Source organism: Achromobacter sp. FW305-C-28, assembly GCF_058783235.1.
This window is the reverse complement of record NZ_JBYSYL010000016.1, coordinates 23,384-48,791: the sequence shown is the minus strand read 5'-3', so window position 1 is coordinate 48,791 and position 25,408 is coordinate 23,384. Positions and strand designations below refer to the sequence as shown.

The following is a 25,408-nucleotide window of genomic DNA, read 5'->3' as shown; positions in this document are numbered from 1 at the left end:
GCATCGGACACGCTTGGCGGGTCGGCCAGGGCCGCGCCGCGGCTACACTCATAGCCCTATGGAAGAAAGCCTTCTCTTTGCCGTTCACTGGCTGCTGGATCTGTTGGCCCTGCCTTCGGTGGGCCTGTCCGCCATTTTTGCCGTCTCGTTGATCTCGGCCACCTTGCTGCCGCTGGGGTCCGAACCGGCGGTGTTCGGCTACATCAAGCTGTCGCCGGACATGTTCTGGGCGGCGATTCTGGTGGCGACGTTGGGCAACACCATCGGCGGGGCGATCAGCTACGCGATGGGGTTAGGGGCTGAAAAGGCGGTCCACCGCTGGAAGGACAAACATCCGTCTGGAAAGGACCCCCACCCGAACGCCACCGCAGATGGCCGCATGCGTGGCCGCTGGAACGAACGGGCCCACGCCTGGATCCACCGCATGGGGCCGCCGGCCTTGCTGCTGTCGTGGCTGCCGGTGGTGGGCGATCCGCTGTGCGCCGTCGCCGGCTGGCTGCGGCTGCCGTTCTGGCCGTGCGTGGTCTATATGGCCATCGGCAAATTCCTGCGCTACCTGGCCATGACGGCCAGCCTGTTGTGGCTGTTCCCGGGGCAGCTCTAGCGCTGACGGCGGGCTTAATCGGGGACGCATAGTGTTGGAATATTCCGATTTTCGAGCGCTTCCCAGGGGGTATTCGGGGGCAGTTCCGGCCAATGGCATAAAATAATTTTTTAAGGGCCCCCTCTTGCCGCCATGAACGCCCCACTCGCTAGCCACATCTTGAACGGGGCGATGCCGCCCGCCGCTCCCGCGCGACTGCGCGAAATCCCCTACAACTACACGTCGTTCTCCGACCGCGAGATTGTCGGCCGGCTGCTGGGCGATGACGCCTGGAGCCTCCTGGGCGACCTGCGCGGCGAACGCCGCACGGGGCGTTCCGCGCGGATGCTGTACGAGGTGCTGGGCGATATCTGGGTGGTGCGCCGCAACCCCTACCTGCAAGACGACCTGCTCGACAACCCCAAGCGCCGCAAGCAGCTGATCGATGCACTGCATCATCGGCTGGGCGAAATCGACCGCCGCCGCGAACCCGGCGCGCCGGCCGAAGCCGGCCACGACCCGCACCGCGACGAGAAGGTCGTGGGCCTGTTGGGCCGGGCGCGGTCGGCCATTGCCGCGTTCGAAGGCGAGTTCGACCAGACCGCGATGCTGCGCAAGCAGGCGCAAAAGGTGCTGGGCCGCATCACGGCGCGCGACAACATCAAGTTCGACGGCCTGTCGCGGGTGTCGCACGTCACCGACGCCACCGATTGGCGCGTCGAATACCCGTTCGTGGTGCTCACGCCTGACACCGAAGACGAGATCGCCGCGCTGGTCACGGCCTGTATCGAACTGGGCTTGACCATCGTGCCGCGTGGCGGCGGCACCGGCTATACCGGCGGCGCGATTCCGCTGACCTGGAAGTCGGCGGTCATCAATACCGAAAAATTCGACAAGCTGGGCAAGGTCGAGTCCTGTATCTTGCCCGGGCTGACCGAGCCCGTGGCCGTCATCCATGCCGGCGCAGGTGTGGTCACCAAGCGCGTTTCCGAAGCCGCCGAGGCCGCGGGCTTCGTGTTCGCCGTGGACCCGACCTCGGCCGAGGCCTCGTGCGTGGGCGGCAACATCGCCATGAACGCCGGCGGCAAGAAAGCCGTGCTGTGGGGCACCGCGCTGGACAACCTGGCCTGGTGGCGCATGGTCGACCCGGACGGCAACTGGCTGGAAGTCACGCGCCTGGCGCACAACATGGGCAAGATCCACGACGTGGACATGGCCCGTTTCGAGCTCAAGTGGTTCGATGGCCGCGGCAAGCCCGGCGAGCGCCTGCTCAAGACCGAAACCCTGGAAATCGCGGGCCGCGTGTTCCGCAAGGAAGGCCTGGGCAAGGACGTCACCGACAAGTTCCTGGCCGGCCTGCCGGGCATCCAGAAAGAAGGCTGCGACGGGTTGATCACGTCGGCGCGCTGGGTGTTGCATCGCATGCCCAAGCACACCCGCACGGTCTGCATGGAATTCTTCGGCCAGGCGCGCGACGCCATCCCGTCGATCGTCGAGGTCAAGGGCTACCTGGACGGCGAAGGCCGCGCCCGCGGCGCCATCCTGGCCGGCCTTGAGCACCTGGATGAACGCTATCTGCGCGCGGTGGGCTACGCCACCAAGAGCAAGCGCGGTTCGCTGCCCAAGATGGTCCTGATCGGTGACATCGTGGGTGATGACGACGACGCCGTGGCGGCCGCCGCCAGCGAAGTGGTGCGCCTGGCCAATACGCGCCACGGCGAAGGCTTCGTGGCCGTCAGCGCCGAGGCCCGCAAGAAGTTCTGGCTGGACCGTTCGCGCACCGCCGCCATCGCTCGCCATACCAACGCCTTCAAGATCAACGAAGACGTCGTGATTCCGCTGCCCCGCATGGGCGAATATACGGATCACATCGAACGCATCAACATCGAACTGTCGACCCGCAACAAGCTGCGGCTGCTCGATGCGCTGGACGACTACCTCTGTACGCCGTTGCCGGTGGGCAAGGCGGAAGACGCGTCCGACGACGACGAAACCCGCGCCCAGGTCCTGGCCGAGCGCACTCGCCAGGCGATTGACCTGCTGGCTGCCGCGCGCCAGCGCTGGCAATGGCTGCTGGACAACCTGGACCTGCCGCTGGCGCAAGCCATGCCGCAGCTGGACGGCCTGGGCCTGTCGCCCGTGGCGGCCGCACTGGCCGAGCGCCTGGCGGCCCAGCCGCAGGCGCGCGTGTTCGACGTGGTGCAAGACCGCACGATCCGCGTGTCCTGGAAAACCGAGGTCCTGGCCGGCCTGCAAGCCGCGTTCTCGGGCGCGGCGCGCAAGCCCATCCTCGACGAACTCATCGCCATTCACGGCCGGGTGCTCAAGAGCCGCGTATTCGTGGCGCTGCACATGCACGCCGGCGACGGCAATGTGCACACCAACATCCCGGTCAACTCCGACGACTACGGCATGCTGCAAGAGGCCCACCAGGCCGTCGAGCGCATCATGCAGATCGCACGCGACCTGGACGGCGTGATCTCGGGCGAACACGGCATCGGCCTGACCAAGTACGAATTCCTGACCGAAGCCGAACTGAAGCCGTTCCAGGACTACAAACGCCGCGTCGACCCCAACGGCCACTTCAACGCCGGCAAACTGATGCCGGGCGCCGACCTGCGCCACGCCTGGACGCCCAGCTTCAACCTGATGGGCCACGAGTCGCTGATCATGCAGCAAAGCGACATCGGCGCCATCTCGGATTCCATCAAGGACTGCCTGCGCTGCGGCAAGTGCAAGCCGGTGTGCGCGACCCACGTGCCGCGCGCCAACCTGCTGTATTCGCCCCGCAACAAGATCCTGGCGACCTCGCTGCTGGTCGAAGCCTTCCTGTACGAAGAGCAGACCCGCCGCGGCGTCAGCCTGAAGCACTGGGAAGAATTCGAAGACGTGGCCGACCACTGCACGGTCTGCCACAAGTGCTACAACCCCTGTCCGGTCGACATCGACTTCGGCGACGTGTCGATGAACATGCGCGCCGTGCTGCGCCGCATGGGCCGCAAGTCGTTCAACCCGGGCACGGCCAGCGCCATGTTCTTCCTGAACGCCAAGGACCCGGCCACCATCAACGCCACCCGCAAGGCCATGGTGGGCGTGGGCTATAAGGTGCAGCGCGCCGCGCACGACCTGCTGTCGGGCCTGGTCAAGAAGCAGACGGCCGCGCCGCCCGCCACCGTGGGCAAGCCGCCGCTGCGCGAGCAGGTGGTGCACTTCGTCAACAAGAAGATGCCGGGCGGGCTGCCCAAGCAGGCCGCACGCAAGCTGCTGGACATCGAAGACGCCAACTACGTGCCGATCATCCGCGACCCCAAGGCCACCACGGCCGACACGGAAGCGGTGTTCTATTTCCCGGGTTGCGGTTCCGAGCGCCTGTTCTCCCAGGTGGGCCTGGCCACCCAGGCCATGCTGTGGCACGCTGGCGTGCAGACCGTGCTGCCGCCGGGCTACCTGTGCTGCGGCTATCCCCAGCGCGGCAACGGCATGACCGACAAGGCCGAGCAGATCATCACCGACAACCGGGTGCTGTTCCACCGGGTCGCCAATACGCTGAACTACCTGGACATCAAGACGGTGGTGGTCAGCTGCGGCACCTGCTACGACCAGCTCTCGGGGTATGAGTTCGACAAGATCTTCCCGGGTTGCCGCCTGATCGACATCCATGAGTACCTGCTCGAAAAGGGCATCAAGCTCGAGGGTGCCAAGGGCGTGCGCTACATGTATCACGACCCCTGCCACACGCCCATGAAGCTGCAGGACCCGATGAAGACCGTGCGTTCGCTGGTGGGCGACGGCGCCGTCAAGAGCGACCGCTGCTGCGGCGAATCGGGCACGCTGGCGGTCAGCCGGCCCGACATCTCCACGCAGGTGCGCTTTCGCAAGCAGGAAGAGCTCTTGAAGGGCGACGCCGCGCTGCGCAGTGACGGTTTCACTGGCGACATCAAGGTGCTGACCTCGTGTCCGTCGTGCCTGCAGGGCCTGTCGCGCTACGAAGGCGATACCGGCATGGACGCCGACTACATCGTGGTCGAAATGGCGCGCCACATCCTGGGCGAAGGCTGGATGGAAGACTACGTGCGCCGCGCCAACGCGGGCGGTATCGAGCGCGTGCTGGTGTAATCCGCGCAATGCCTGCGCGCCGCGGGGCGCGCACGGCACCTGGCAAAAGAAACGCGGCCCTCGGGCCGCGTTTTTTCATTGCCACGCAGCGCCGGGGCTGCTTATTCCAGCTTGATGTTCGCCTTCTTGATCACGTCCGCCCAGGTGGTGCGTTCCTGTTCTGCGTAGGCCTTGAAGTCCTTGGCCGACAGCGGCATGGGGATCACGCCCATGTCCAGCATCTTCTGCGACACGGCCGGCGACTTCAGCGCGGCATCCAGTTCAGCCGACAGTTTCTTGACGACGGGCTCGGGCAGGCCGCCAGGGGCGACCAGGCCCTGCCAGGCGTAGGCGGTGAAGTCGGGCACGCCCTGTTCGGCCATGGTGGGGGCGTCGGGCAGCACGGCCACGCGCTCGGGCGTGGCCGAGGCCAGCACGCGCAGCTTGCCGGCCTTGACGTTGGGCAGGCCTGCGGCCAGATCGATGAACATCACGTCCACCTGTCCGCCCAGCAGGTCCTGGATGGCCGGGGCGGCGCCCTTGTAGGGCACGTGGAGCAGGTTGGCGCCCGTGCGCTGCTTGAACAGTTCCAGCGCCAGGTGGTGCGGCGAGCCGGCGCCGGCCGAGGCGGCGGTCAGCTTGCCCGGTTCCTTCTTGGCGGCCTGGATCACGTCGTCCACCGTCTTGTACGGCGAATTGACGTTCACGGCCAAGAGCAGCGGGAACTTGGCGATGCCGCCGATGTAGGTGAACTTGGACGGATCGTAGGACAGCTTGGCGTACAGCGACGGGTTGAAGGCCAGGGTGCCCGAGTCGGCCGTGCCGATCACATAGCCGGTGGGTTCGGCCTGCGAAATGGCGGTGGCGCCGATGATGGTGGCCGCGCCGGGGCGGTTTTCGACCACGATGGTCTGGCCCAGCGGCTTTTCAATGCCGCTGGCCACCGTGCGCGCGACCACGTCGGCGCCGCCGCCGGCCGGGTAGGGCACGATCCAGCGGACGGGCTGGGAAGGCCAGGATTGGGCGGTGGCCGCGGTAGCGGCCAGCGACAGGGCGGCAAGCGCCAACAGGCGCCGTGCTTGTTTTTGCATGGGGTGTCTCCTCGTTTTTAGCGACGTCATTATGCCCCGCACCCGGGGCAATATGCGTCTGTTTCGAGGCCCGGAATCAGCGGCTTATTGCGGATCGGGGTAGCTGCGGACGCCAAAAATGGCGGTGCCGATGCGGACCTCGGTGGAACCTTCTTCGATCGCCAGCTCGAAATCGCCGCTCATGCCCATCGATAGCCGGTCCAGCGACACGCCCGCGATGGCGTCCTGGCGCAATTGGTCGCGCAGTTCGCGCAGGGCCCGGAAGCAGGCGCGCACCTCGGCCGGATCGGGCGAATTGACCGCCATGGTCATCAGGCCCTGCACGCGCAGGGTGGGGAATTCGGTGGCGATTCGGCGCAGGAAGGCGGGCACGTCGGTGGCGTCCATGCCGAACTTGCTGGGTTCGGACGAAGTCTTGACCTGCACCAGCACATCCAGGGTCCGGCCCTCATTGACCAGGCGGCGGTGCAGGGCCTCGGCCAGGTCCGCGCGGTCCAGCGACTGCAGTTCGGTGGCGTCGCGCGCCGCGTCCTTGGCCTTGTTGGTCTGCAAGTGGCCGATCAGCACCCACTGCACGCCCTGGCCCGCCAGCGCGGCGGCCTTCTGGCGCAGTTCCTGTGTCTTGTTTTCGCCGAAACGGGTCAGGCCCAGCGCCATGGCTTCGCGCACGGCATCTACTTCGAACGTCTTGCTGACCGGCAGCAGCGTCACGCTGTCCGGCGCGCGGCCGGCGCGTTCGCAAGCCTGGGCAATGCGTTGCTGGATGCGGGCGAGGCGCCCGGCCAGGGTGTCGACAGCGGTCATGCAGTTCTCGTGGGGTCGGAATGTCCCATAGTGTAGGACCTGGGCAGCCGGTTTCACCACAGTCGGCCTTATCGGACCGTATCTTCGTTGACCCTGTTTGATCGGCAGGCTTAGAATTTGTAGATATTTGTTTAGATTTCAATGTTTTAAAACCCCCGGCGCGGTCCCCAAGGGCAGCGCGGTCCATCCCTTTTCCTTGTCCCCTCCGCCATGTCCAGTGTCGCGCCCGACTACGCCTTCGCCACGCCTTTCCTGAATCCCCCCGCCTCCCCGATCCGCTCGCTCATGCCGTACGCGATGCGTCCCGGCACCATTTCGCTGGCGGGCGGCTATCCCGCCCAGGAACTGTTCGACGTGGACGGCCTGTCGATTGCCTCCACCCAGGTCATGGCACGCCTGGGCGCCTGCCTGCAGTATTCCAACATCGACGGCCAGGCCAGCCTGCGCAACGAGCTGGCGCGCCTGTCGGCGGTGCGTGGCCTGCATTGCAACCCGGATACCGAACTGGCCGTCACCGGCGGCTCGCAGCAAGCCATGGCGCTGTTGACCCGCGTGATGCTGCAACCCGGCGACCACGCCATCATCGAATCGCCCGCCTTCCCCAATTCCGTGCAGGCGCTGCGCTACACCGGCGCCACGGTGCACACGGTGCCGTCGGGCCCCGACGGCATCGACATCGACGCGCTCGACGAACTGGCCGCGCGCATCAAGCCCAAGATGGTCTGCGTGGTGGCGTCGTTCTCGAACCCCTGCGGCGCTACCATCTCGCGCCAGCGCCGCCTGCGCTTGCTGGAACTGGCGGTCAAGCACCGCTTCCTGATCGTCGAAGACGACCCCTACAGCGAACTGCGCTTTGCCGGGCAAGCCGTGCCGCCCATCATGGCGCTGGCCGAAGGTGAGGCCCGTCACTGGGCCGTGTACCTGGCCAGCATGTCCAAGACCATGGCGCCCGCCCTGCGCATCGGCTGGCTGGTGGCGCCGCCCGAAATCCGCCGCCGCTGCGTCGGCGCCAAGGCTGCCGACGACATGGCCTCGTCTGCCTGGATCCAGGAAGTCGTGGCCCAGTACCTGGCCAACGGCCGCTACGAAGAGCACGTGCCGCGCATCCGCGCGGCCTACGGCCAGCGCTGCGACGCCATGGCCGATGCGCTCACGCGTGAATTGAACGGCCGCATCGTCTTTCGCAAGCCCGAGGGCGGCATGTTCTTCTGGGCCCGCCTGACCGGCGAGGTCGACGCCACCCGCCTGTTGCCCTATGCGATCGAACACGAAGTGGTCTATGTGCCCGGCAAGGCGTTCTACGCCGATGCGGCGCAGGCCGACGTGCATGCCATGCGCATGTCGTTCGCCACCATGAACGAAAGCCAGATCGCGCTGGGCATGCAACGCCTGAGCCGTGCGCTGGACGCCTGCGAGGCCAATCAACCCGTATCCATCTCGCTGGCGGCCTGATATACCTAAATAAGCGCTTGTTATTTGGCGCGGGCGCTTCATGTCTATAAGCTTCTCGCCTCGGCGCGCGTGCGCGCCCCGCTACAACAGGGCGCTGGCGCGTCCCGGTACAACAGGAATCCAGGTCATGAATATTGCTAAAGGGTTGGTGGGCGCGGCGCTGCTGTTGGCAGCGGTACAGGGTGCACAGGCGGCGACGCTGGACGTCGTGCGCCAGCGCGGGGCGGTAGCCTGCGGCACCACCACGGGTTTTGCGGGCTTTTCCGCACCCGACGCGCAAGGCAAGTGGCAAGGGCTGGATGTAGACCTGTGCCGGGCCATCGCCGCGGCCGTGTTCGGCGATGCCGACAAGATCAAGGTGGTGCCGCTCAATTCGCAGCAGCGCTTCACCGCGTTGCAGTCCGGCGAAGTCGATGTCCTGACGCGCAACACCACCGTGACGCAGCAGCGTGACACCGCGCTGGGCATCATCCATGCCGGCATCAATTTCTATGATGGCCAGGGTTTCCTGGTGCCCAAGTCGCTGGGCGTCAAGAGCGCCAAGGAAATCAACGGCGCCACGATCTGCCTGCAAACCGGCACGTCCAACGAAAACACGCTGGCCGACTGGGCGCGCGCCAACAACGTGACGTACAAGCCGGTCGTGATCGAGACCTTCAACGAAGTGGTCAACGCGTTCGCGGCCGGTCGTTGCGACGTGTTCTCCACCGACGCCTCGGGCCTGGCTTCCATCCGCATTTCCAAGCTGCAGAACCCCGACGATTACGTCGTGCTGCCCGAGATCATCTCGAAAGAGCCGCTGGGCCCGTTCGTGCGTCAGGGCGACGACGCCTGGCTGAACATCGTGCGCTGGTCGCTGTCGGCCATGATCGAAGCCGAAGAATACGGCGTCACGTCCAAGAACGTCGACGAACAGGCCAAGAGCGCCAACCCCAACATCAAACGCATCCTGGGCGTCACGCCCGGCGGTGGCGCCAACCTGGGGCTGGACGAAAAGTGGGCCTACAACATCGTCAAGCAGGTGGGCAACTACGGCGAAAGCTTCGAGCGCAACGTCGGCCAGGGCAGCCCGCTCAAGATCAAGCGCGGCCTGAATGCGCAATGGACGCAGGGTGGCCTGATGTACGCGCTGCCGATTCGCTGATCTAGTAAATCCCGTAGGGAACCTCGACCGCCAAGGGCTTGCCGCCCTGGGCGGGCCGCAGGGCATAGGTGTGCACCACGCCGTCATCGCTGGCAAGCGGCTCTTCCTTGCGCTCTACGGTGTAACGCTTGCCGTCCAGCTGCAGCGTATTCGGCGCGACGGCCTGGGCCTGGGCGGGCAGCAGCAGGCCGCCCAATTCGTCAGCCATGTCCGAGAATTCGTGATCGACCAGTGCGCCTTCCGCCCGCAGCAACTGCACGTGTGGCCGATACGGCGCGGCGTCCAGGTTCCAGCCGTTCACCAGATCGGTGATCCACGGGCCCGGAATGTTGTAGGTGGTGTCCAGCTCGGCCTCGCTGATCTCAGGCCCGACCACGACCAGGCAGCACACGGTCTTGCCGGCCTTGGGGTCGTAGGCTGCCCAACGGCTGCCCGCGGCCGCCACGCCGGGCAGCATCGAGTAGCGGTATTGCTGATTGAGCTGGGCATCGGACACCTTGCGCCACGCCCCGACGACGGGCGGCTGCGATGGGGGGGATGCCGACGCGGGCGGTTGCGCCTGGCAGGCCAACGTCATTGCAATGCCCGTGATCAGGGCGGCGGTCTTGAACGTTAAGGGGATCATGTCCTGTCTTGGGTGTCTGGATGTGATGGATGACGTCTGGGATCGGTCAGCGTGCGGTGGCGTTTTACCCCGGCAGATTGCCTGGCTTGCGCGTTGCGCGTTCGGTCAGTCGCTGCGCCATGTCCTGCTGGCGCTGCATCAGGTCGGCGATCTGCTCGGCATAGAGATCGGTAAAGTCACCGTCCAGCGGCTGCGGATCGGTCAAGTCATCGATCACCACCACGGTCCCTGCCTGATCCACGCCCCAGATCCGGCCGCCATCGCCCACGATTTTCAGCAGGGGCAGGATGCCGGGCAGACCGGCCTCGGCCAGCCGGCGCTGCTGCGCCGAGATGCTGGCCCATTCGGGCAAGTCTGGGGTGTCGATGCCCAACAGCAACAGGCCGCGCCAGAACGTCCAGGCGGGGCCGACCTCGAACTCTTTCGCATGCGGCCAGACGGCTTCGCGCGCCATCACGCACAAGCCATTGGTGCGCTGGCAGAAGGCGGCAAACGCTGCCGGCAGCGGAAAGCCGACCGCCGCTTCAAGCGCCCCGATCGCTCCCGCGTCGGGGGCGGGCGCGGCGACGACCTCGAAAAACTCGGTGTCCACGGGCTCCAGGATTTCCCACATGCGTTGGTGAAACTGTTCGGCGGTCAGGGTCATGCAAGTTTCCTCAATCGATTTACAACGCTAATAGCGCCTTCGCGGCTTTGGCGGCGGCGGACGTGCCAGTAAAGCCCGCCAGCCAGCCGCGCAGGTCCGCGGCCTGGACAGGGTGCGCGTGGCGCAGCGACTCATCCAGCAGCACGGTAAGCAAGGATCCGACACCGCGCGTCTTGGGGTCCAGGTGCGGCAACAGACCGCCCAGCACGGCGATGACGGCCGCAGGTGCCAATGTCGCCGCGTCGGTGAAGGACGCTGCCCAGCGGGTCAGGACGATCGCGGGCACGCAGGCGGCGTAGGCCTGCGCGGCAGCGGTTGCGTCCAAGCGGTGCGGAATCGCAGCGGCAAACGCTTCCACGGCCTGCGCGCGCACCTCGGCCTGCTTGGCCGCCATGCCCAGGGCAAGCAGTTGGACGGTTTCCGCGTGCCACGCGCCCGGATGCCCGGCAAGAACGCGCAGCACGGCGGGGGCGCGATGCTCGGCTTCGTCGCCCGCCGCCGTGTTCATGATCGCCATGCTGGCCGCGGCCAGCGGCAAGGTCGACGCGGGGTTGGCCAGGCCGAGTTCGGCGCAGACCAGCGCATGGGCGTCGCCCCAGTCGTTGTATTGCAGCGGACCTGACGGAATCAGCGCCGGCTGCGTGGCCGAAGGCGTTTCGTCGGGCGCGGCATGGATCACGGGGCTCCACCATACCCACTGCGGCGAGCCGTCGGCCTTCAAGGTGCTCGATCCGCGGCTGCGCCATTCGATCCGCACGGTGTCGGTGATCTGCGGCCATGCGCCACCGGTAGCCTCGACCGCCCGGGCCCGATGCTCGGGATGCACGCGCAGCAAGGCCTGGGTGAGATCCACCGGCAATGGGGTGCCGCCTTCCCGGCCCGCCTCGAAGCGGGCCAGCAGGGCGTCGGCATCGACCCAACCCTGCGTGTCGGTGGGCGTGGCGAGCAGCGGGCGGCGCGGCGCCTGGCCCTGCAAGATCGCGGCCACCTCGCGCAGGCGGGTGATGAAGCTGGGTAGCAGGGTGGATTGTTCGGCGCTCGGCAGCGCCTGGCGTTTGCCCTCGCGTTCTTGTACCCACTCACCGTTGACCAGGCTGGTGGAGGTGTTCTGCCAATACTGCCGTGGCAGGAATGGGACCTTAGGGTCATGCGCCGCCAGCAGCAGCGCGGCCGCGTAGTGCTGTCTGTCGCGCTCGGCCAGGCGGCGTGCGCGCTTGGCCAAGGGCGCGATCGCGTTGACCACCTGCCGGGACGTCGCCAGCCACGCCAGCGCCAGCTCGAATTCCAGGGCGTCGGCGGGCGCTTCCAGCAGCGCGGCATAGCGTTCCTGGGCGTCGTCGTCCGTCCAGGGATTCAGGGGCGCGGGTGATGGCAAATCGGATGGCGTGCCCGACAGGCCTGGGGCACTGGCGCTTGCTGCAAGACCTTTGTCCACCGTTGCTTCGGCCTTGGCAGCCTCGGCTTGCGGCAGCAGGATGGCCACCGCCGGCGCCAGGGCGTCGCGCTGCTGTTGCGCCAGATCTACCCGGCCCATCTTCACCAGCGCCTTCACCGCCGCCCGTTGCACGTCGGCATGTGGATGCCCCAGACCCAGGGCCAGCGCCTGCGTCAGGGCCTGCGAATCGACCCGTGCCTGTGCGCCCAGTGCTTCCAGAATGCGCAGCACCGACAGCGCCGCGCTCTTCGGCCCCGAGAATGCGCCGCCGCAAGCGTCCACGAAAGGCGTGGCGTCGAGCAGGCCGTGCTTGTGCAGCGTCTCGAACTGCTTCACTGCCAGCGATACGGTGGCAGTGATCGACGAGCCCAGGCACAGCCGCAGCAGGTGTTGGTCGGCTGCCACCTCGTCGGGCGTGGGGGCAAGCGTTGCATAGACCCGCGAGTACCAGCCGGCGCGATAGGAGGAGAAATCCCGGTTCAGCGCTTCAAGGCAACTGCGCAGCACCCGGCGCCGGTCCAGCGTGCCTTCGTTGGTCAGCAGCACGACCGTGTTGTGCCAGTTCAATTCCTCGCGCGAGAACTTGTCGATGTTCGCCAACGAGATCTCGCCGCCGCCTTCTACCTCGAAGACGCGCCAGAACACGTTGTCGCGCAGCGCGTGGTCGTGGCGCAGCATGAACAGGCGCACTTCCTGTTCGTGGCGTCCGCCCAGCCCGCCGACCAGGGCCAGCACGTAGTCATCCGTCGGGTCGACCTGCAGGCCGTTGAACAGTTCGTTCAGGCGGATCGGCAGAAAATTCGGGCGCTGGGACCAGCTTTGCGTCATTTCACGCAGCCGCTTGGGCGACGCGTCCACTGTGCGCATATCGTCCGACTGCACGGCAAGCAGGGCGTCGTACAGGGTGCGCAGGGTCGCGCCATCCTCAATCAGCCGCGCCGTGTCGCGGTAGTAGTCCCAGAGATTCTTGTAGGGCGTCATGTGCGTGGTCATCCCTCATGAGTCTGCCGCGCGGCGGCTGCGGCGGTTTCGGTCAACGGCGTTGCCCGCGATGCGACGGCATCCAGGCTGCGCAAGGTCACTGCCAGCACGGATGCGCCCTTGCTCCGTGCCGCCAGCACGGCGGGCAGCGCCACCGGCATGCCGTAGTCATTGGCCAGGCGGGCGGCAAGTTCGATGAGCTTGACCGCCTGGGCCAGCGGCTTGCCTTGGGCATCGAGCAGATGCGGCAGCAGCGCCGCCAGCGTTTGCAATACGCGGCAACCGGCAAGCGCGCTGATGGACGCGGCGTCGGCCAGCGTCTGCGCCAGTCGTCCGGCCAGGACGAAGCCCTGTGCCAGGTGCGCCGCGATCTGCGCGGCGAACGGCGCGGGGTCGAGCAGGCCCGCGTCAGCCAGGCGTGCGATTGCCTCGGCGGCCTGGGCGCGCTGCTCGGCCATTTTCGCCGATGCGGCCAGCGCCAAGGCCGAGTACACGGGCGCACCGGGCACCTGCCGGGACGCGCCCAGCGCCGTCAGCAACGGCGCGAGGCCGCGCACGTTGATGACCTGCACCGCCGCGCACAACATCGGATGAAAATGCGCGGCCAGCGTGTCGGGGTTGGACCGCAGCAGCCAGGCCGTCCATTGCACGACCTGGTCGTAGCCGTCCTGCTGCCGGGCTTCCTGGACGCGGAAGGTGAATTCGGCCGGTACGTCGGCGACATCCAGGGCCGGCGAGGCGGACGCGTGGGTCACCGCGGCGGTGTCCGTCGGCATCCAGAACGGCTTGGGACCCTCTCCCAACACCTCCAGGTCGCGCGAGAATGTGCCTTCGCCCGGCGTGGCAACCACCCGTTGCCAGGTGAAGCTTTGGGTCGGAACAGGCGCCGGGGCCACGAAGGGTTCACCCCGCGCCCTACTCGACCGCAGGTCGTGGAAAGCCCCCGCCAGCAAGGCCAGCGGCGAATGCGTCGCCAGGTACTGGTAGCCCGAGCGCGAGGTCCAGGTTTCGTTGACCGTCCAATCGCCGGTCTCGACGTCGTAGGCGCTGCTGGTGAACGTGTGTTCCTGCAACGCCACGCCCGCGGGGCCCGGCGTGCCCGTGCTGGCCACCACATAACGGGCATAGCCCTGGAAACTGACGTCGCCCCGGCCCAGCAGCGCGGCGGCCAGAAGGCGCCGTGGCGAGCCATTGTGTTCATCCCATACCGACGCGATGATCTCGGCGGCGCGCTGTTGCAGCGCCTCAGGCAGCGCAATCTGCGGACGGCGGGCCAGGTAGTCGAAAATGCGCGGCAGCTCGGCGCCGTGTCCGACGCCCTCGAACTGCGCCCCGATCAAGGCGTGCAGTGCCTCGTCGTCGCTGATGTCGGGCGCAGGCTCGGGAAGATCCGGCAGCGACGTACTGCGCGGTGCCGGTATCGTGATTGTGCGGCTGACGTCGTCCTCTTTCGTGCGAGCCTCGCCCTCTGCATCGGCGGGTTGCATCTCGTCTGTCGCAACCATGAGCTTGCGCGCCAGCGGCGCCAGGTCCAACGGCATGCCTTCCAGCGCTTCGCCGACGATCTGCGAGATGCGATCGCTTTGCCCGGCATCCGTCTTGAGCGCGGCAAGCAGCGCGAGCTGGGCCTTGACCAGCTTCTTCTCCGTACGGGTCAGGACGGCGGGCGCGGCCTCGATCATCGCGTCCACATCCAGTTGTGCGGCGGCGCGCTTGAGCATGTCCTGGGCCAGGCCCACCGCCGTGCTTGGCGCCGTGGCGAGCACCGAGAAATACGTGTGTTGCCTGGCCGCGACTTCGTGTGCGGTCGGATCGACCAATCGATGCACGCGCAAGTACCAGGCAATGACTTTCGCCGAGAAGTCTCGCAGCAGTGCTTCCAATGACTCGGCGAGCAGGCGTTCCCGGAATGCCGGGCTGGCCCGGCATAGCGCCAGGATGGCGGCGTCCCAGGCAAGGCCGGTACGCTCGATGAGCTGGTAATCGGCGCCCATTCCGTCGACGCGGAACAGGGCCCAGAACTCGCGTTCGACCCAATCGGGGTGCGCCTGCAGATGCGCGGCCATGAGCTTGCCATGGTCTTCGTCCCGTTGCCCGTCCGCGCCGATGGCGCTGACCTGTTGCACGAAGCACCGGAGATAGGCCTGGGACAGCGGCGCCTGGTCATCCAGTCGAACCAGCGCGCGGCATACGGGCCAGACCAGAGGTTCGGCCCACCAGGATTGTTCCGCAAACAGCTCGACGAATGCGGCCCGCCAGGATGCTTCCCGTTCGCTTGCCGCGGCGATGACGGCTGGCGCCATCGCGTCATGGCGTGCGGCATAGTCGCGCTTGCGCGTCATATCTGCCGGCGCCAGGATCTCGGCCACCAGCTTGGGCTTGCCCAGCGCGGTCAACACGAAACATGCCCTTGGGGTTGGACCCTCCGCGCTGAACAGGCGCGATGGCGGCAAGGTCTTGGCCAGCGCGGCGCGGTCTTCCTCGTTCGCGCCGGCCAGAGCGCGGACTAAGGCGGTGACGTCCGTCGCGTCGCCGCCAGCGGCCTCGCGCAGCGCTGCGCGGCGTTCGGTCAGGCTCAGGGTCATGCGTCGGCTCCAGGCGCGTTCAGCGGATCGAGAAACATGCGAGCGGCCAGCGTGTGCTTGCAAGGGCCGCGCGTGCCCTGGTATTTGGCGTTCCAGGGGCATGTACAGCGATCGTGCGACGGTTCGACGCCCAGCGCCACGCGGTACCGCTGCGGCCCCGACTGCACCGTGTATCGCCCCTCGCCCTCGGGCAGCACCGCGCCGTCTGCCAGCAGCTTGCGCGCATCGGCCAGCCGCGGATGCAGCGTTTCGAGCAGCCCCGCCTGCACCGGTAGCGGGCGATGGAAATACGTGCCCGCCGCCAGATCGAAACCCACCTGGCCGGACGACGCCAGCACGCCCAGCGCGGACGCGATCTGCGCTTGCGGCAGCAGCGCCCGCACGGCCAATTGGGCAATATCGATGCGGGGTTCGAAGGCCAGCAGCGTGGATACGAATGCCGCGTCCTCGTTTGCATCGCCGCCCGCGATCAGATGCAGCACCGAACCCTCGCCCGAGAAGCCGCGTGACTTCTCTGGGCTCAGCCCCAGCGTGACCCGCGCGCCCGGCAGTTCCAGCACCCAGGCGCTGGCCTGGGGTTGGCCACCCGCCGCTACATCCGCCCCGTAGGCGCGTAGCGCCGTGGCGTAGCGCAGCAGTGGCTCCAGCACGCGCAGCCGCTCTGGTCCCGCCACGCACACCGCGCCCGGCGTCGCCTGCGTGGCCAGCCGCAGCGAGCGGGCGGCCTGGGTTGCCCACATCACCGTCTTGGTCGCCGATGAGCGCGGCAGCGCCTGCACGAACTGGCGCAGTGCGGCGCCGGTGAGCTCGTGACGCGCCGTCATGCCCGCCGACAGCATCTGCGTTTCGGCAAACCCCTTGAGCCAGCGCGTGGGCAACGGGACTTTCTCTTCGACGATCTCGCCCGCTGGCGTCGCCACCCGCAGCGCATCGTTGCCCACGTTCAGGTGCAGCGGTTCGGACGCGCGCAGCCCGGCCAGCGCCTGGCGCAACGGGGGGTTCACGTCCACGTTGGTGACGCCGGGCGCCGAATGCGTGGCGTCCAGCGCCGCTGCGTCCACATCCAGGCGCGCATACACGCCGCAGCACACGCTGAAGGACTCGAAGCGCAAGCCCTCGGGCGTGGAAGTCACGACCGGATCCGCCGCCCGCAGCACCGCCGCCAGCGTGTTCGGCGGCACATAAAAGCGGGTGCGGGCCACTCGTGCCAGCATCAGCAGCGCTTGCGCCACCACGGCGGGCTGGGCCACGAATCCGGAAAAGAAAAAGGGATGCGCCACCGCGCCCGACGGCGCAAGACCGCCGCTGGTGGCCAGGCTCAGGTCGGCCTGGCCCTGCCGTTGGGCGAATTCGGAGGGGGCAAGATAGGCATAGGCCAGCTCCGTCATGCTTCAGGGCTCCTGGGTAGGGGCGCGACGAGCCTCTGTCGTCGCGGGGGCTGGCGGGTCAACTTCGCCGGTACAGTTCGGCAATCTTCGTGAAGGCGTTGCGCAGTTCGCGTGTGCCACCCTGGAAGATCACGGGCCGCCCGCTATGCGTGAACACCACCAGTCGCTTGGAAAACAGCATCGGCACGAACCGCGCGCCGCGCACGTCTTCCCAAGCGACCTCGCGGCGCGCGAACCAGCTTTGGCGCAGGCCGCGTTCGTCGATGGTGGTGATGGATGTCTGCATGTGCCAGGAGATGAACAACAGGCCGATGAAGCACAGTCCCACGCCCACGGCCAGCGCAGCGTCGAAAGGCTGCGCGGGGGCGCGGATGGCGGTCGTAACGACCTGCACGCCCAGCACGGCCAGGATGACCCAGGTCAGGATGCGGACCCAGTCCGGCCATGCCTGTCCCGACAGGGGCAGGGGGCCGATGGCGCGCAGCAGGGCGGCAAGTTCCTCGGGCGGAGGGGGGGAGACGGGGGACGTCATGCGGCTGCGGAATTCCGATAGCGTTGCGAGAAGATGCGCGCCAGGCGGTCCTGGCGCTCACGCGAAACGCGCGCAGCCATTCTACGAGGTTTCGCGTCAGGCGGCCCGCTTGGCGGCAATGGCGTTGCCGGCCCGGCTGGAGCCCTTGCGATTCAGGTTGGCCGACATCCATTGGCCGATGTCGACCACGGCGTCGAAGTCCACGCCCGTGTCGATATCCAGGCCGCGCAGCATGTACAGCACGTCTTCGGTGGCCACGTTGCCGGTGGCGCCCTTGGCATAGGGGCAGCCGCCCAGGCCTGCCACCGAGGCGTGGAAGATCGAGATGCCGGTTTCCAGCGATGCCAGGATGTTGGCCAGCGCCTGGCCGTAGGTGTCGTGGAAGTGGCCCGACACGCGCGCCGGGTCCACCACGCGGGTGACCGCCGCCATCACATCGCGCACGCGTTGCGGCGTGCCCACGCCGATGGTGTCGGCGACGTCGATTTCATCGACCTGCATGGCCAGGTAGCGCTGGGCCACGTCGACCACCGCGTCAATCGGCACTTCGCCCTGGTAGGGACAGCCCAGCGCGCAGCTGATGCTGCCGCGCACGCGGATGCCGGCTTCGCGGGCGGCCTGCACCACGGGTTCGAAGCGTGCGATGGATTCGGCGATGGAGCAATTGATGTTCTTTTGCGAGAAGGCCTCGCTGGCCGCGCCGAAAATGACGATCTCGTCCGCGCCGGCGGCCAGCGCGCCTTCGAAGCCCTTCGTGTTGGGCGTCAGCACCGAATAGATCGTGCCGGGGCGGCGCTCGATGCGCGCCATGACGTCGGCGCCGTCGGCCATTTGCGGCACCCATTTGGGCGACACGAACGAAGCCGCCTCGACGTTGGGAAAGCCGGCCGCGGCCAGGCGGTTGACCAGTTCCACCTTGATGTCGGTGGACACGAATTCTTTTTCATTCTGCAGGCCGTCGCGGGGGGAAACCTCGACGATCTTGACGCGGGAGGGCAAAGCCATGTCTCTTCCTGTATCGGTATCGGGTGGCGACCGCGGCAACTCGACGGCACCATCGTCAATAGTAGCGCCAACGCCTATTTCAGGCGCTGGAAGCGGCCATCGTCCAGGCGCGCCACGCGGGCGGCCAGTTCCAGTTCCAGCAATTGCGCTTGCAGCGTGGGCGTGTCCAGGCCGCAGCGCGCCTGGATGGCATCCAGGTGCAGGGGGTCGAACCCCAGGGCATCGAGGACGGGGTGGTCAGGCAAGGCGGCGGGCGCCTGCGCCTTGGCGCGCGGCGTGCCGGGCGTGGCGCCGCCGCCCAGTTCGTCGGTGATGTCGGCGGCAGTCTCCACCAGCTTGGCGCCCTGGCGGATCAGGGCATGGCAGCCCCGCGACAGCGGCGAATGAATGGAACCCGGAATGGCGAAGACCTCGCGCCCGCTTTCGCCGGCCAATCGCGCCGTGATGAGGGACCCGCTTTGCTTGGCGGCCTCGACCACCAGTACGCCGCGCGCCAGCCCCGCCACGATGCGGTTGCGCTTGGGGAAGTGCTGCGGCAGGGCGCCCGTGCCCAGGGGCAGTTCGGACACCAGTGCGCCGTGGGCGGCAATGCGGTGCGCCAGGTCACGATGCTTGGCGGGATAGATGCGGTCGATGCCGGTGCCCATCACTGCGACCGTGCCTGCGCCGCCAGGGCCGGCATCCAGCGCGCCTTCGTGGGCCGCCGCGTCGATGCCCAATGCCAGCCCGCTGATGACCCGCCAGCCACTGCCCGCCAGGTGGCGGGCGAAGGCGCGGGCATTTTCCTGGCCTCCCGGCGTGGCGTTGCGCGCGCCCACCACGGCCAGCGCCTGGCCTTGCAGATAGGCCGGATCGCCGGTCACGTAGAGCAGGATGGGCGGGTCGGCGATGGTGAGCAGGCTCTGCGGATAGGCGGGGTCGGCCAGGGTCAGGATGTGGTGATCGGGGGCGTCGACCCATTGCAGGGCGCTGTCGACCTGCGCGGCCATGTCGGCGGGCATGGGGGCGGCCAGCTGGCGCGCCAGCGCGTCGGGCACCTGGCGCATCAGGGCGCTGGCCCGCTGCGCATAGATCTGTTCCGGCAGGCCCAGCGCACCCAGCAAGGTACAGGCCGTGGCGGAGCCGACCCCGGGTTCCAGGGACAGGCGCAGCCAGGCGGACAATTCGGCAACAGTGTGGGTCAGCGGCATGAAAACGAGCGCCGGCGGGCCGGCAGGTACGGAGGGCAGAGGGCGGGGCGCGCAGCGCCGGTCGTCCGAGAGTGTCGCACGGCCACGGCACAGGCCAGGACAGGGGCGGATCGATTCGTCCCGGATCGGTGCCCGAAAACGGGGGCAGGTTGATCCGTGCAATCTTCCGTTTAGCCGAAAACTATTAGAAATCAAGACTCTAATGAATTAAACTCTTATCCAGGCACTTATTACTGACGACCCCTTTCAATGGCTTTACTCCCTATTCTTCGCTACCCGGATCCGCGCTTGCACAAAGTGGCCAAGCCGGTCGCCGAGGTCGATGACCGCATCCGCCAACTGGTGCGCGACATGGCCGACACCATGTACGACGCGCCGGGCGTGGGCCTGGCCGCAACCCAGGTCGACGTGCACGAGCGCGTGGTCGTCATCGACGTGTCTGAAGAAGGCAATCAGCTGCTGGTGCTGATCAACCCCGAGATCACCTGGCACAGCGACGACCACAAGATCTACGAAGAAGGCTGCCTGTCCGTGCCCGGCGTGTACGACGAAGTCGAGCGCGCCTCGCGCATTCGCTGCAAGGCGCTGGATATCGACGGCAAGCCGTTCGAGTTCGACGCCGACGGCCTCCTGGCGGTGTGCGTGCAGCACGAACTGGATCACCTCGAAGGCAAGGTGTTCGTCGAGTACCTGTCTTCGCTGAAGCAGAACCGCATCAAGACCAAGCTGAAAAAGGCCGAGCGCGAAGCGCTGCGCGCCTGATGCCCGTTTCCTTTCTTCTGGTCCGACCCTCATGCGCCTAGTTTTCGCCGGCACGCCGGAATTCGCCCGTATCGCCTTCGACGCCTTGCGGGCGGCGGGCCACGATATTCCCCTGGTCATGACGCAGCCCGACCGTCCCGCGGGGCGGGGGCTCAAGCTCACGCCCAGCCCGGTCAAGCAGGCCGCGCTGGATGCCGGCATTGAAGTCGCCCAGCCGCGCAGCTTGCGCCTGGACGGCCGCTATCCCGACGAGGCCGCGCAGGCTCGCGAACTGCTCGAACGCGTGGCGCCTGACGTCATGGTGGTGGCGGCGTACGGCCTGATCCTGCCGCAATGGGTGCTGGACCTGCCGCGCCTGGGCTGCCTGAACATCCACGCCAGCCTGTTGCCGCGCTGGCGCGGCGCCGCGCCCATCCAGCGCGCTATCGAGGCAGGCGATGCCCGTACCGGCGTCACCATCATGCAGATGGATGCGGGCCTGGATACCGGCGACATGCTGCTGGAACGCGTGGTGCCCATTCATGACGACACCACGGCAGCGCAATTGCACGATGCGTTGGCCGTGGCCGGCGGCGAGGCCATCGTCGCCACGCTGGCCGCGCTGGAACAAGGCGGCCTGACGCCGGTGCGCCAGCCCGAGGAAGGCGTGACTTACGCCGCCAAGCTGGACAAGGCCGAGGCGGCACTCGATTGCAGCCAGCCTGCCGCCTTGTTGGCGCGTCGCGTGCGTGCGTTCAATCCCGTGCCTGGCGCCAGCATCCGCTTGCCCGGCCTGGACGACCCGGTGAAGGTGTGGCGCGCCCAGGCGCTGGACCAGGCTGCTACGGCCGCGCCTGGCAGCGTGCTGAGCGCGGATGCCCAGGGTATCGATATCGCGACCGGCGACGGCATACTGCGTTTGCTGGAATTGCAGAAGGCGGGTGGCAAGCGCCAGCCCGTGGACGTGTTCGTGCGGGGCTGGCAGCCGGCCTGAGCAGGATTGCGGGACCCGCAGCGCCGCGCGCCGCCGGTCCCCAGCATGTGTCCGGCTTTCAGTCCTTCGCGGCCAAGAGATCCAGATAGGCGCCCGACAGCAACTGTTCGGGCTTGACCTGCAGGCTGGCCAGCAGTTCATGGGCTTCGGCCATGCCGGCTTCGACGCTTTCGCCGTCGCGCAGCACGACTTCGAGTTCCAGGAAATCCCCCAGCCCTTCGACCCGATCCAGGTGGATGCGGGTACGGCCGGCCAGGTGCAGCAGGCGAGTCTTGCGCACGCGGCCCGCGAGGCCACAGGCCAGCGTCAGGGTTTCGCGCAGGGTGTCCGGCGATGAGGTCGGCGATATGACGTAGAAGCTTTCTTTCGGCCCGGTGGCGTCTGCGCGGCGATAGAAGATCAGCTCGCCGGCGCCGTCGGCAAAGACGCGCAGCTTGAGTCGGCCGTTGGGGCAGGCAAAGAATGTGTCATCTTGCACGATGGTGACTGGCGTCGTGCCGGACAGGGCGGCCGCCAGCGGTTCGACGGCGTCCACGCTGGCTATGCGGGCCTTGATTTCGACATTGCGTGCCATGCGGTTTTCCTCGGGAACGGGTCAGCTCGCCAGGGCGGGCAGGTCGGCAACGCGCAGGAACAATTCATCGGGGCCGCGTTCCCGCAGCGCATCGACGTGGTTGTAGCCCCAGGCCACCGACGCCACCCGCACGCCGGCCTTGCGCGCGGCATCGATGTCGCGCATTTCGTCGCCTACCAGCAGGAAGCGTTCGGGGGCGGTGTCGTGGCGTTTGAGCAGCCGGTCGATCTTGGCCGGCTTGCCGAACAGGTCCGTGCCGCATTCGTAGTCGTCGAACAGCGCGACGATATCGGGCCCCAGCACGCGCTGCACGTTTTCGAGCGAATTCGAGCTGACCACCGCCAGCCGCATGCCGCCGGCCTTCAGGCGTGCCAAGGCATCGGGAATGCCATCGAACAGATGGACACTGGGGTCGATTTCCTGCATCAGCGTGCGCACGTGCGCCATGATCGCGGGCAGTTTCCACAGCGGAATGCCCAGGAACTTCAGGATTTCCGAGGCTTCGCGGTGACGCAGCTGGTCGCGTTCAGCCGCGTCGATCTTGCGAAAGCCGTACTTGTCCGCGACCGTGTTCAGGATGGAATTGAACCAGGGCATGGTGTCTGCCAAGGTCCCGTCAAAATCAAAAGCTGCGATGTCGTATTTCAAGTAAGCAATCCGTTGCCGGTCTACATGGGGTGAAGCAGATACTGCACCACGGGGGCCAGGTCTTCAAGCGGCGGGGCGCCGGCCACCACGCGCTGCGCGTTGGTCCAGGGATACTCCAGCGCCAGCAGCCAGCCGAATACCGCCTCGGCATCGCCGGGCGGCAGCGTCACCATGGTCTCGATGGTGATGGTCAGGCGGTTGGCACGATAAGGGTCCGGCTGGAAGCCCCAGTCGTACCGGCCACAGCCCACGCGCACATTGCCGGTGGCTTTTTCCGTCATGCCGACAATCCAGTCGCAACGGTATTCCGGCAGGCACGCGCCGGCCTCGGGCCGGGCCAGGTAGAAGGTGTAGACGTTGTCGTAGGTCTGGCCGAACTTGCGCACCAGCGTATCGGTGATGGCCGGCAGGCCGTGCGATTCAGGGGGAAAGGCGATGGCCTGCGTGCGCAGGGCCATCTTCAGCACCGCCTGCGGGGCGAAGGCGCGCGCCATGTAGTGCGGGCGGTTTTCGTCCTTGGCGTGGAAGTAGTCACGCAATACAGACTCGGTGCAGGCGGGAGACAACGGGCCGGTGGACATTGCGAGGCTTTCCTTGGGACGGGTTGAGATGGGTCAGGCCTTCACCGGCTCGAACCATTTCGAGACGTTGGGCGGTTCGTAGATCGCGTAGCGGTCCAGCAGCGTGGCGGGGTCGCTTTCGACCACCAGCATGTCGCGGTGCTGGGGGCGCATGAAGGCTTCGTCGACCGCGTGGTCGACGAACTGCATCAGGGCGTCGTAGTAGCCGGCAATGTTCAGCAGCCCGCAGGGCTTCTGGTGCATGTTCAGCTGGGCCCACGTCCAGACCTCGAAGAATTCTTCCAGCGTGCCGGCGCCGCCTGGCAGCGCGATGAAGCCGTCGGCCTTGTCCATCATCATGGCCTTGCGCTCGTGCATGTTCTGCACCAGGTGCAGTTCGGTCAGGCCGCGGTGGGCCTGCTCTTTTTTCTGCAGCAATTCGGGGATCACGCCGATCACGCGGCCGCCGCCGGCCAGCACTTCGTTGGCAATCACGCCCATGATGCCGACCACCGAACCGCCGTACACCAGGCCGAGGTCGCGCTTGACCAGTTCGCGGGCCAGCACGCGGGCCTGTTCCAGGTATTCGGGGCGGGCGCCGGGGTTGGAGCCGCAATACACGCAGATGTTCTTCAGTGTCATATGACGCTATTTATAGCCTAGCCCGTTACAGATTGCGTCACGGGTCTTACGGGAAGCCGATAGTTTACGAGAAGCGTCGCCAGCGGTTTTTGTCGGGGAAGCGAGGCCCGCAAACGGGGTCGTGGGCAATGTTTGGACACAGCATCTTTTCGAGCGGTAGGTAGACTGGATCGTTCGGAACGACTGGAAGTCCAGCGTCGTATGACCCACTCAAAAGGAGCTAACGATATGGAAAACACGACCCGCAACCGCGAAACTGCACACCGCCCCTTCGAGATGGATGTGAAGGCGATCCGCGCCAAGGCGCGCCAGGACATCGAGTCCGGCGCCGTCACCGATACCTACCGCGCCGACCGCGAGCAAGTGCTGAAGCTGCTGAACGAAGCGCTGGCCACCGAAATCGTCTGTGTGCTGCGCTACAAGCGCCACTTCTTCATGGCCCGCGGCCTGAACGCCGAACCGGTGGCCGCCGAATTCGCCGAACACGCCACCCAGGAACAAGACCACGCCGACAAGCTGGCCGAACGCATCGTGCAGCTGGGCGGCGAGCCCAATCTGTCGCCCAAGGGCCTGCTTGAGCGCAGCCACTCCGAGTACGTCGAAGGCAAGACGCTCGAAGAGATGATCAAGGAAAACCTGATCGCCGAGCGCATCGCCATCGACAGCTATCGCAAGATGATCGAGTACATCGGCGAACAGGATTCGACCACGCGCCGCCTGCTCGAAGAAATCCTGGCGGTCGAGGAAGAGCACGCCGACGATATGTCGGACTTCCTGGCCAAGCACTAGTCGCGGGGCAGGATGCGTCGGGCGGTACCGCCTGGCGTTCGCGCGGCGGGCATCCCGACGGGGTTGTCCGCCGTTGACGTTTCAGGGCGTCGCTGCCCTTCAGTGTGGCGGGTATGCCGCATCGTGGCGGCGCGCCGCCGCGTCCAGCTGCGCATGATGCTGCTCGGCCCAGCGGTCCAGCGCCACCAGCGCCACGTTCAACGATCGGCCCAGTTCCGTCAGGTGGTAGCGCACGTGCGGCGGCACCGTGCGCAGGTCTTCGCGCAGCACCAGCCCGTGGCGTTCCAGCTCGCGCAGCGTCTGCGTCATGATCTTCTGCGAAATGCCGTCCAGCCTGCGCAGCAGTTCGCCATTGCGCAGCGGGCCATGCGCCAGCGCCGGCAGAATCAGCGGCACCCACTTTCCCGAGATCAATTCAAGCGCGCGGCGCGAGGGGCAGGCGGCGTCAAAGACGTCTGCCGGTGGGCGATGCGAGGGGGGTGCCATGGAAGCCTTCCTGTAGTTACCAAAAGGTGCGTACTTGTGCCTGGGTAACTATAGGTCCTAATCTGGCCGCTGGTTGATTCTTGGGAGGCCGCGATGGCCTGGTGGATCTTGCTGGCCGCGAGCGCGGTGGAAATCGTGATGGCGCTGGCGTTGAAGTATGCGGACGGGTGGACGCGGTTCTGGCCCAGCGCCATCGGCATTGCCGCGGCCCTGGGCAGCATCTTCCTGTTGACGCTGGCGATGCGGCACCTGCCCGCGGGCACGGCCTATGCGGTCTGGACCGGCATCGGCTCGGTCGGCATCACGGTATTCGGGATCTTGTTGTTCGGCGATTCGCCGTCTGCCGCGCGCCTGGCATGCATTGCGCTGATCGTGGGCGGCGTGGCGGGCCTGAAGCTGCTGGAAGCGTAAGGCGCAG

Annotated in this window: 23 protein-coding genes; 8 read left to right on the top strand and 15 right to left on the bottom strand. The window is 66.9% G+C overall.

Features of this window, described 5'->3' with window-relative positions; translation table 11 throughout:
• The first annotated feature begins 58 nt into the window (after positions 1 to 58).
• Together AC3WMR_RS28035 and AC3WMR_RS28030 are read left to right on the top strand one after the other, a co-directional pair.
• Positions 59 to 604, top strand: a complete 546-nt coding sequence (locus AC3WMR_RS28035; protein ID WP_492266139.1) for a YqaA family protein — start codon at positions 59 to 61, stop codon at positions 602 to 604.
• 132 nt (positions 605 to 736) lie between these two features.
• Entirely contained in the window at positions 737 to 4,699 is a 3,963-nt protein-coding gene (locus tag AC3WMR_RS28030) for a DUF3683 domain-containing protein (protein WP_025141049.1), read from the top strand.
• A gap of 101 nt (positions 4,700 to 4,800) precedes the next feature.
• On the opposite strand, the gene AC3WMR_RS28025 is transcribed toward AC3WMR_RS28030, so the two are convergent.
• Together AC3WMR_RS28025 and AC3WMR_RS28020 are read right to left on the bottom strand one after the other, a co-directional pair.
• On the bottom strand, positions 4,801 to 5,769 hold the full coding sequence (locus AC3WMR_RS28025) for a Bug family tripartite tricarboxylate transporter substrate binding protein (protein ID WP_492266138.1): 969 nt from the start codon (positions 5,767 to 5,769) through the stop codon (positions 4,801 to 4,803).
• 84 nt (positions 5,770 to 5,853) lie between these two features.
• Positions 5,854 to 6,573: a YggS family pyridoxal phosphate-dependent enzyme gene (locus tag AC3WMR_RS28020; protein ID WP_492266137.1), complete on the bottom strand. Its 720-nt coding sequence runs from the start codon at positions 6,571 to 6,573 to the stop codon at positions 5,854 to 5,856.
• Between the two features lie 210 nt (positions 6,574 to 6,783).
• Here AC3WMR_RS28020 and AC3WMR_RS28015 point away from each other — a divergent pair, with 210 nt between their 5' ends.
• Positions 6,784 to 8,025 (top strand): aminotransferase-like domain-containing protein, encoded by a 1,242-nt coding sequence (locus tag AC3WMR_RS28015; RefSeq protein ID WP_492266136.1) that lies wholly within the window; start codon positions 6,784 to 6,786, stop codon positions 8,023 to 8,025.
• Between the two features lie 127 nt (positions 8,026 to 8,152).
• Entirely contained in the window at positions 8,153 to 9,169 is a 1,017-nt protein-coding gene (locus AC3WMR_RS28010) for an amino acid ABC transporter substrate-binding protein (RefSeq protein WP_025141053.1), read from the top strand.
• A 1-nt stretch (position 9,170) separates the two neighbouring features.
• Here the strand turns inward: AC3WMR_RS28010 and AC3WMR_RS28005 are convergent, their stop codons facing one another.
• From AC3WMR_RS28005 to dprA, 8 genes are all read right to left on the bottom strand, one after another.
• Complete coding sequence (locus AC3WMR_RS28005; protein ID WP_492266135.1) at positions 9,171 to 9,794, bottom strand: hypothetical protein; 624 nt, start codon at positions 9,792 to 9,794, stop codon at positions 9,171 to 9,173.
• Between the two features lie 64 nt (positions 9,795 to 9,858).
• On the bottom strand, positions 9,859 to 10,440 hold the full coding sequence (locus AC3WMR_RS28000) for an SMI1/KNR4 family protein (RefSeq protein WP_492266134.1): 582 nt from the start codon (positions 10,438 to 10,440) through the stop codon (positions 9,859 to 9,861).
• A gap of 19 nt (positions 10,441 to 10,459) precedes the next feature.
• The gene (locus tag AC3WMR_RS27995) at positions 10,460 to 12,856 is read right to left on the bottom strand and encodes a DUF6493 family protein (protein WP_492266133.1); all 2,397 of its coding nucleotides are present in this window, start codon (positions 12,854 to 12,856) and stop codon (positions 10,460 to 10,462) included.
• Between the two features lie 8 nt (positions 12,857 to 12,864).
• Entirely contained in the window at positions 12,865 to 15,441 is a 2,577-nt protein-coding gene (locus AC3WMR_RS27990; RefSeq protein WP_492266132.1) for a DUF6493 family protein, read from the bottom strand.
• Positions 15,438 to 16,829: an SWIM zinc finger family protein gene (locus AC3WMR_RS27985; protein ID WP_492266131.1), complete on the bottom strand. Its 1,392-nt coding sequence runs from the start codon at positions 16,827 to 16,829 to the stop codon at positions 15,438 to 15,440. Before AC3WMR_RS27985 ends, AC3WMR_RS27990 begins: the two co-directional genes overlap by 4 nt.
• A gap of 58 nt (positions 16,830 to 16,887) precedes the next feature.
• A complete protein-coding gene (locus AC3WMR_RS27980) occupies positions 16,888 to 17,361 on the bottom strand; it encodes a hypothetical protein (protein ID WP_492266130.1) in 474 nt (157 codons plus the stop codon).
• 96 nt (positions 17,362 to 17,457) lie between these two features.
• Entirely contained in the window at positions 17,458 to 18,366 is a 909-nt protein-coding gene (locus AC3WMR_RS27975) for a hydroxymethylglutaryl-CoA lyase (RefSeq protein WP_492266129.1), read from the bottom strand.
• A 74-nt stretch (positions 18,367 to 18,440) separates the two neighbouring features.
• Entirely contained in the window at positions 18,441 to 19,556 is a 1,116-nt protein-coding gene (dprA, locus tag AC3WMR_RS27970; RefSeq protein ID WP_492266128.1) for a DNA-processing protein DprA, read from the bottom strand.
• 249 nt (positions 19,557 to 19,805) lie between these two features.
• On the opposite strand from dprA, the gene def reads away from it, so the two are divergent.
• Both def and fmt read left to right on the top strand, forming a co-directional pair.
• Positions 19,806 to 20,318: a peptide deformylase gene (def, locus tag AC3WMR_RS27965; RefSeq protein ID WP_025141062.1), complete on the top strand. Its 513-nt coding sequence runs from the start codon at positions 19,806 to 19,808 to the stop codon at positions 20,316 to 20,318.
• 31 nt (positions 20,319 to 20,349) lie between these two features.
• Positions 20,350 to 21,291, top strand: coding sequence for a methionyl-tRNA formyltransferase (gene fmt / locus AC3WMR_RS27960; protein WP_492266127.1), 942 nt, complete (start codon positions 20,350 to 20,352; stop codon positions 21,289 to 21,291).
• A 58-nt stretch (positions 21,292 to 21,349) separates the two neighbouring features.
• On the opposite strand, the gene AC3WMR_RS27955 is transcribed toward fmt, so the two are convergent.
• From AC3WMR_RS27955 to AC3WMR_RS27940, 4 genes are read right to left on the bottom strand one after another with little or no spacing between them, the layout of a single operon-like run.
• A complete protein-coding gene (locus AC3WMR_RS27955; RefSeq protein ID WP_492266126.1) occupies positions 21,350 to 21,865 on the bottom strand; it encodes a class IV adenylate cyclase in 516 nt (171 codons plus the stop codon).
• Between the two features lie 21 nt (positions 21,866 to 21,886).
• Entirely contained in the window at positions 21,887 to 22,513 is a 627-nt protein-coding gene (locus AC3WMR_RS27950; protein ID WP_492266125.1) for an HAD-IA family hydrolase, read from the bottom strand.
• 20 nt (positions 22,514 to 22,533) lie between these two features.
• Positions 22,534 to 23,094: a hypothetical protein gene (locus tag AC3WMR_RS27945; protein ID WP_492266124.1), complete on the bottom strand. Its 561-nt coding sequence runs from the start codon at positions 23,092 to 23,094 to the stop codon at positions 22,534 to 22,536.
• A 33-nt stretch (positions 23,095 to 23,127) separates the two neighbouring features.
• A complete protein-coding gene (locus AC3WMR_RS27940) occupies positions 23,128 to 23,715 on the bottom strand; it encodes an LOG family protein (protein ID WP_025141067.1) in 588 nt (195 codons plus the stop codon).
• Between the two features lie 228 nt (positions 23,716 to 23,943).
• On the opposite strand from AC3WMR_RS27940, the gene AC3WMR_RS27935 reads away from it, so the two are divergent.
• Entirely contained in the window at positions 23,944 to 24,504 is a 561-nt protein-coding gene (locus AC3WMR_RS27935; RefSeq protein ID WP_492266123.1) for a ferritin-like domain-containing protein, read from the top strand.
• A 99-nt stretch (positions 24,505 to 24,603) separates the two neighbouring features.
• Here the strand turns inward: AC3WMR_RS27935 and AC3WMR_RS27930 are convergent, their stop codons facing one another.
• Positions 24,604 to 24,990, bottom strand: coding sequence for a winged helix-turn-helix transcriptional regulator (locus AC3WMR_RS27930; protein ID WP_492266122.1), 387 nt, complete (start codon positions 24,988 to 24,990; stop codon positions 24,604 to 24,606).
• Positions 24,991 to 25,083: 93 nt separating this feature from the next.
• On the opposite strand from AC3WMR_RS27930, the gene AC3WMR_RS27925 reads away from it, so the two are divergent.
• Positions 25,084 to 25,401: a DMT family transporter gene (locus AC3WMR_RS27925; protein ID WP_492266121.1), complete on the top strand. Its 318-nt coding sequence runs from the start codon at positions 25,084 to 25,086 to the stop codon at positions 25,399 to 25,401.
• Positions 25,402 to 25,408 lie beyond the last annotated feature (7 nt).

What these genes read in the sequence shown, in the direction of transcription:
- AC3WMR_RS27990 (WP_492266132.1), bottom strand. Translation starts at nt 15,441, where the DNA reads ATGACCCTGAGCCTGACCGAACGCCGCGCAGCGCTGCGCGAGGCCGCT.
- AC3WMR_RS28035 (WP_492266139.1), top strand. Translation starts at nt 59, where the DNA reads ATGGAAGAAAGCCTTCTCTTTGCCGTTCACTGGCTGCTGGATCTGTTG.
- AC3WMR_RS27995 (WP_492266133.1), bottom strand. Translation starts at nt 12,856, where the DNA reads ATGACGCCCTACAAGAATCTCTGGGACTACTACCGCGACACGGCGCGG.
- AC3WMR_RS28015 (WP_492266136.1), top strand. Translation starts at nt 6,784, where the DNA reads ATGTCCAGTGTCGCGCCCGACTACGCCTTCGCCACGCCTTTCCTGAAT.
- AC3WMR_RS27975 (WP_492266129.1), bottom strand. Translation starts at nt 18,366, where the DNA reads ATGGCTTTGCCCTCCCGCGTCAAGATCGTCGAGGTTTCCCCCCGCGAC.
- AC3WMR_RS27930 (WP_492266122.1), bottom strand. Translation starts at nt 24,990, where the DNA reads ATGGCACCCCCCTCGCATCGCCCACCGGCAGACGTCTTTGACGCCGCC.
- AC3WMR_RS27980 (WP_492266130.1), bottom strand. Translation starts at nt 17,361, where the DNA reads ATGACGTCCCCCGTCTCCCCCCCTCCGCCCGAGGAACTTGCCGCCCTG.
- AC3WMR_RS28005 (WP_492266135.1), bottom strand. Translation starts at nt 9,794, where the DNA reads ATGATCCCCTTAACGTTCAAGACCGCCGCCCTGATCACGGGCATTGCA.
- fmt (WP_492266127.1), top strand. Translation starts at nt 20,350, where the DNA reads ATGCGCCTAGTTTTCGCCGGCACGCCGGAATTCGCCCGTATCGCCTTC.
- AC3WMR_RS28025 (WP_492266138.1), bottom strand. Translation starts at nt 5,769, where the DNA reads ATGCAAAAACAAGCACGGCGCCTGTTGGCGCTTGCCGCCCTGTCGCTG.
- AC3WMR_RS28010 (WP_025141053.1), top strand. Translation starts at nt 8,153, where the DNA reads ATGAATATTGCTAAAGGGTTGGTGGGCGCGGCGCTGCTGTTGGCAGCG.
- AC3WMR_RS27985 (WP_492266131.1), bottom strand. Translation starts at nt 16,829, where the DNA reads ATGACGGAGCTGGCCTATGCCTATCTTGCCCCCTCCGAATTCGCCCAA.
- def (WP_025141062.1), top strand. Translation starts at nt 19,806, where the DNA reads ATGGCTTTACTCCCTATTCTTCGCTACCCGGATCCGCGCTTGCACAAA.
- dprA (WP_492266128.1), bottom strand. Translation starts at nt 19,556, where the DNA reads ATGCCGCTGACCCACACTGTTGCCGAATTGTCCGCCTGGCTGCGCCTG.
- AC3WMR_RS28020 (WP_492266137.1), bottom strand. Translation starts at nt 6,573, where the DNA reads ATGACCGCTGTCGACACCCTGGCCGGGCGCCTCGCCCGCATCCAGCAA.
- AC3WMR_RS27925 (WP_492266121.1), top strand. Translation starts at nt 25,084, where the DNA reads ATGGCCTGGTGGATCTTGCTGGCCGCGAGCGCGGTGGAAATCGTGATG.
- AC3WMR_RS27935 (WP_492266123.1), top strand. Translation starts at nt 23,944, where the DNA reads ATGGAAAACACGACCCGCAACCGCGAAACTGCACACCGCCCCTTCGAG.
- AC3WMR_RS27945 (WP_492266124.1), bottom strand. Translation starts at nt 23,094, where the DNA reads ATGTCCACCGGCCCGTTGTCTCCCGCCTGCACCGAGTCTGTATTGCGT.
- AC3WMR_RS27940 (WP_025141067.1), bottom strand. Translation starts at nt 23,715, where the DNA reads ATGACACTGAAGAACATCTGCGTGTATTGCGGCTCCAACCCCGGCGCC.
- AC3WMR_RS27955 (WP_492266126.1), bottom strand. Translation starts at nt 21,865, where the DNA reads ATGGCACGCAATGTCGAAATCAAGGCCCGCATAGCCAGCGTGGACGCC.
- AC3WMR_RS28030 (WP_025141049.1), top strand. Translation starts at nt 737, where the DNA reads ATGAACGCCCCACTCGCTAGCCACATCTTGAACGGGGCGATGCCGCCC.
- AC3WMR_RS28000 (WP_492266134.1), bottom strand. Translation starts at nt 10,440, where the DNA reads ATGACCCTGACCGCCGAACAGTTTCACCAACGCATGTGGGAAATCCTG.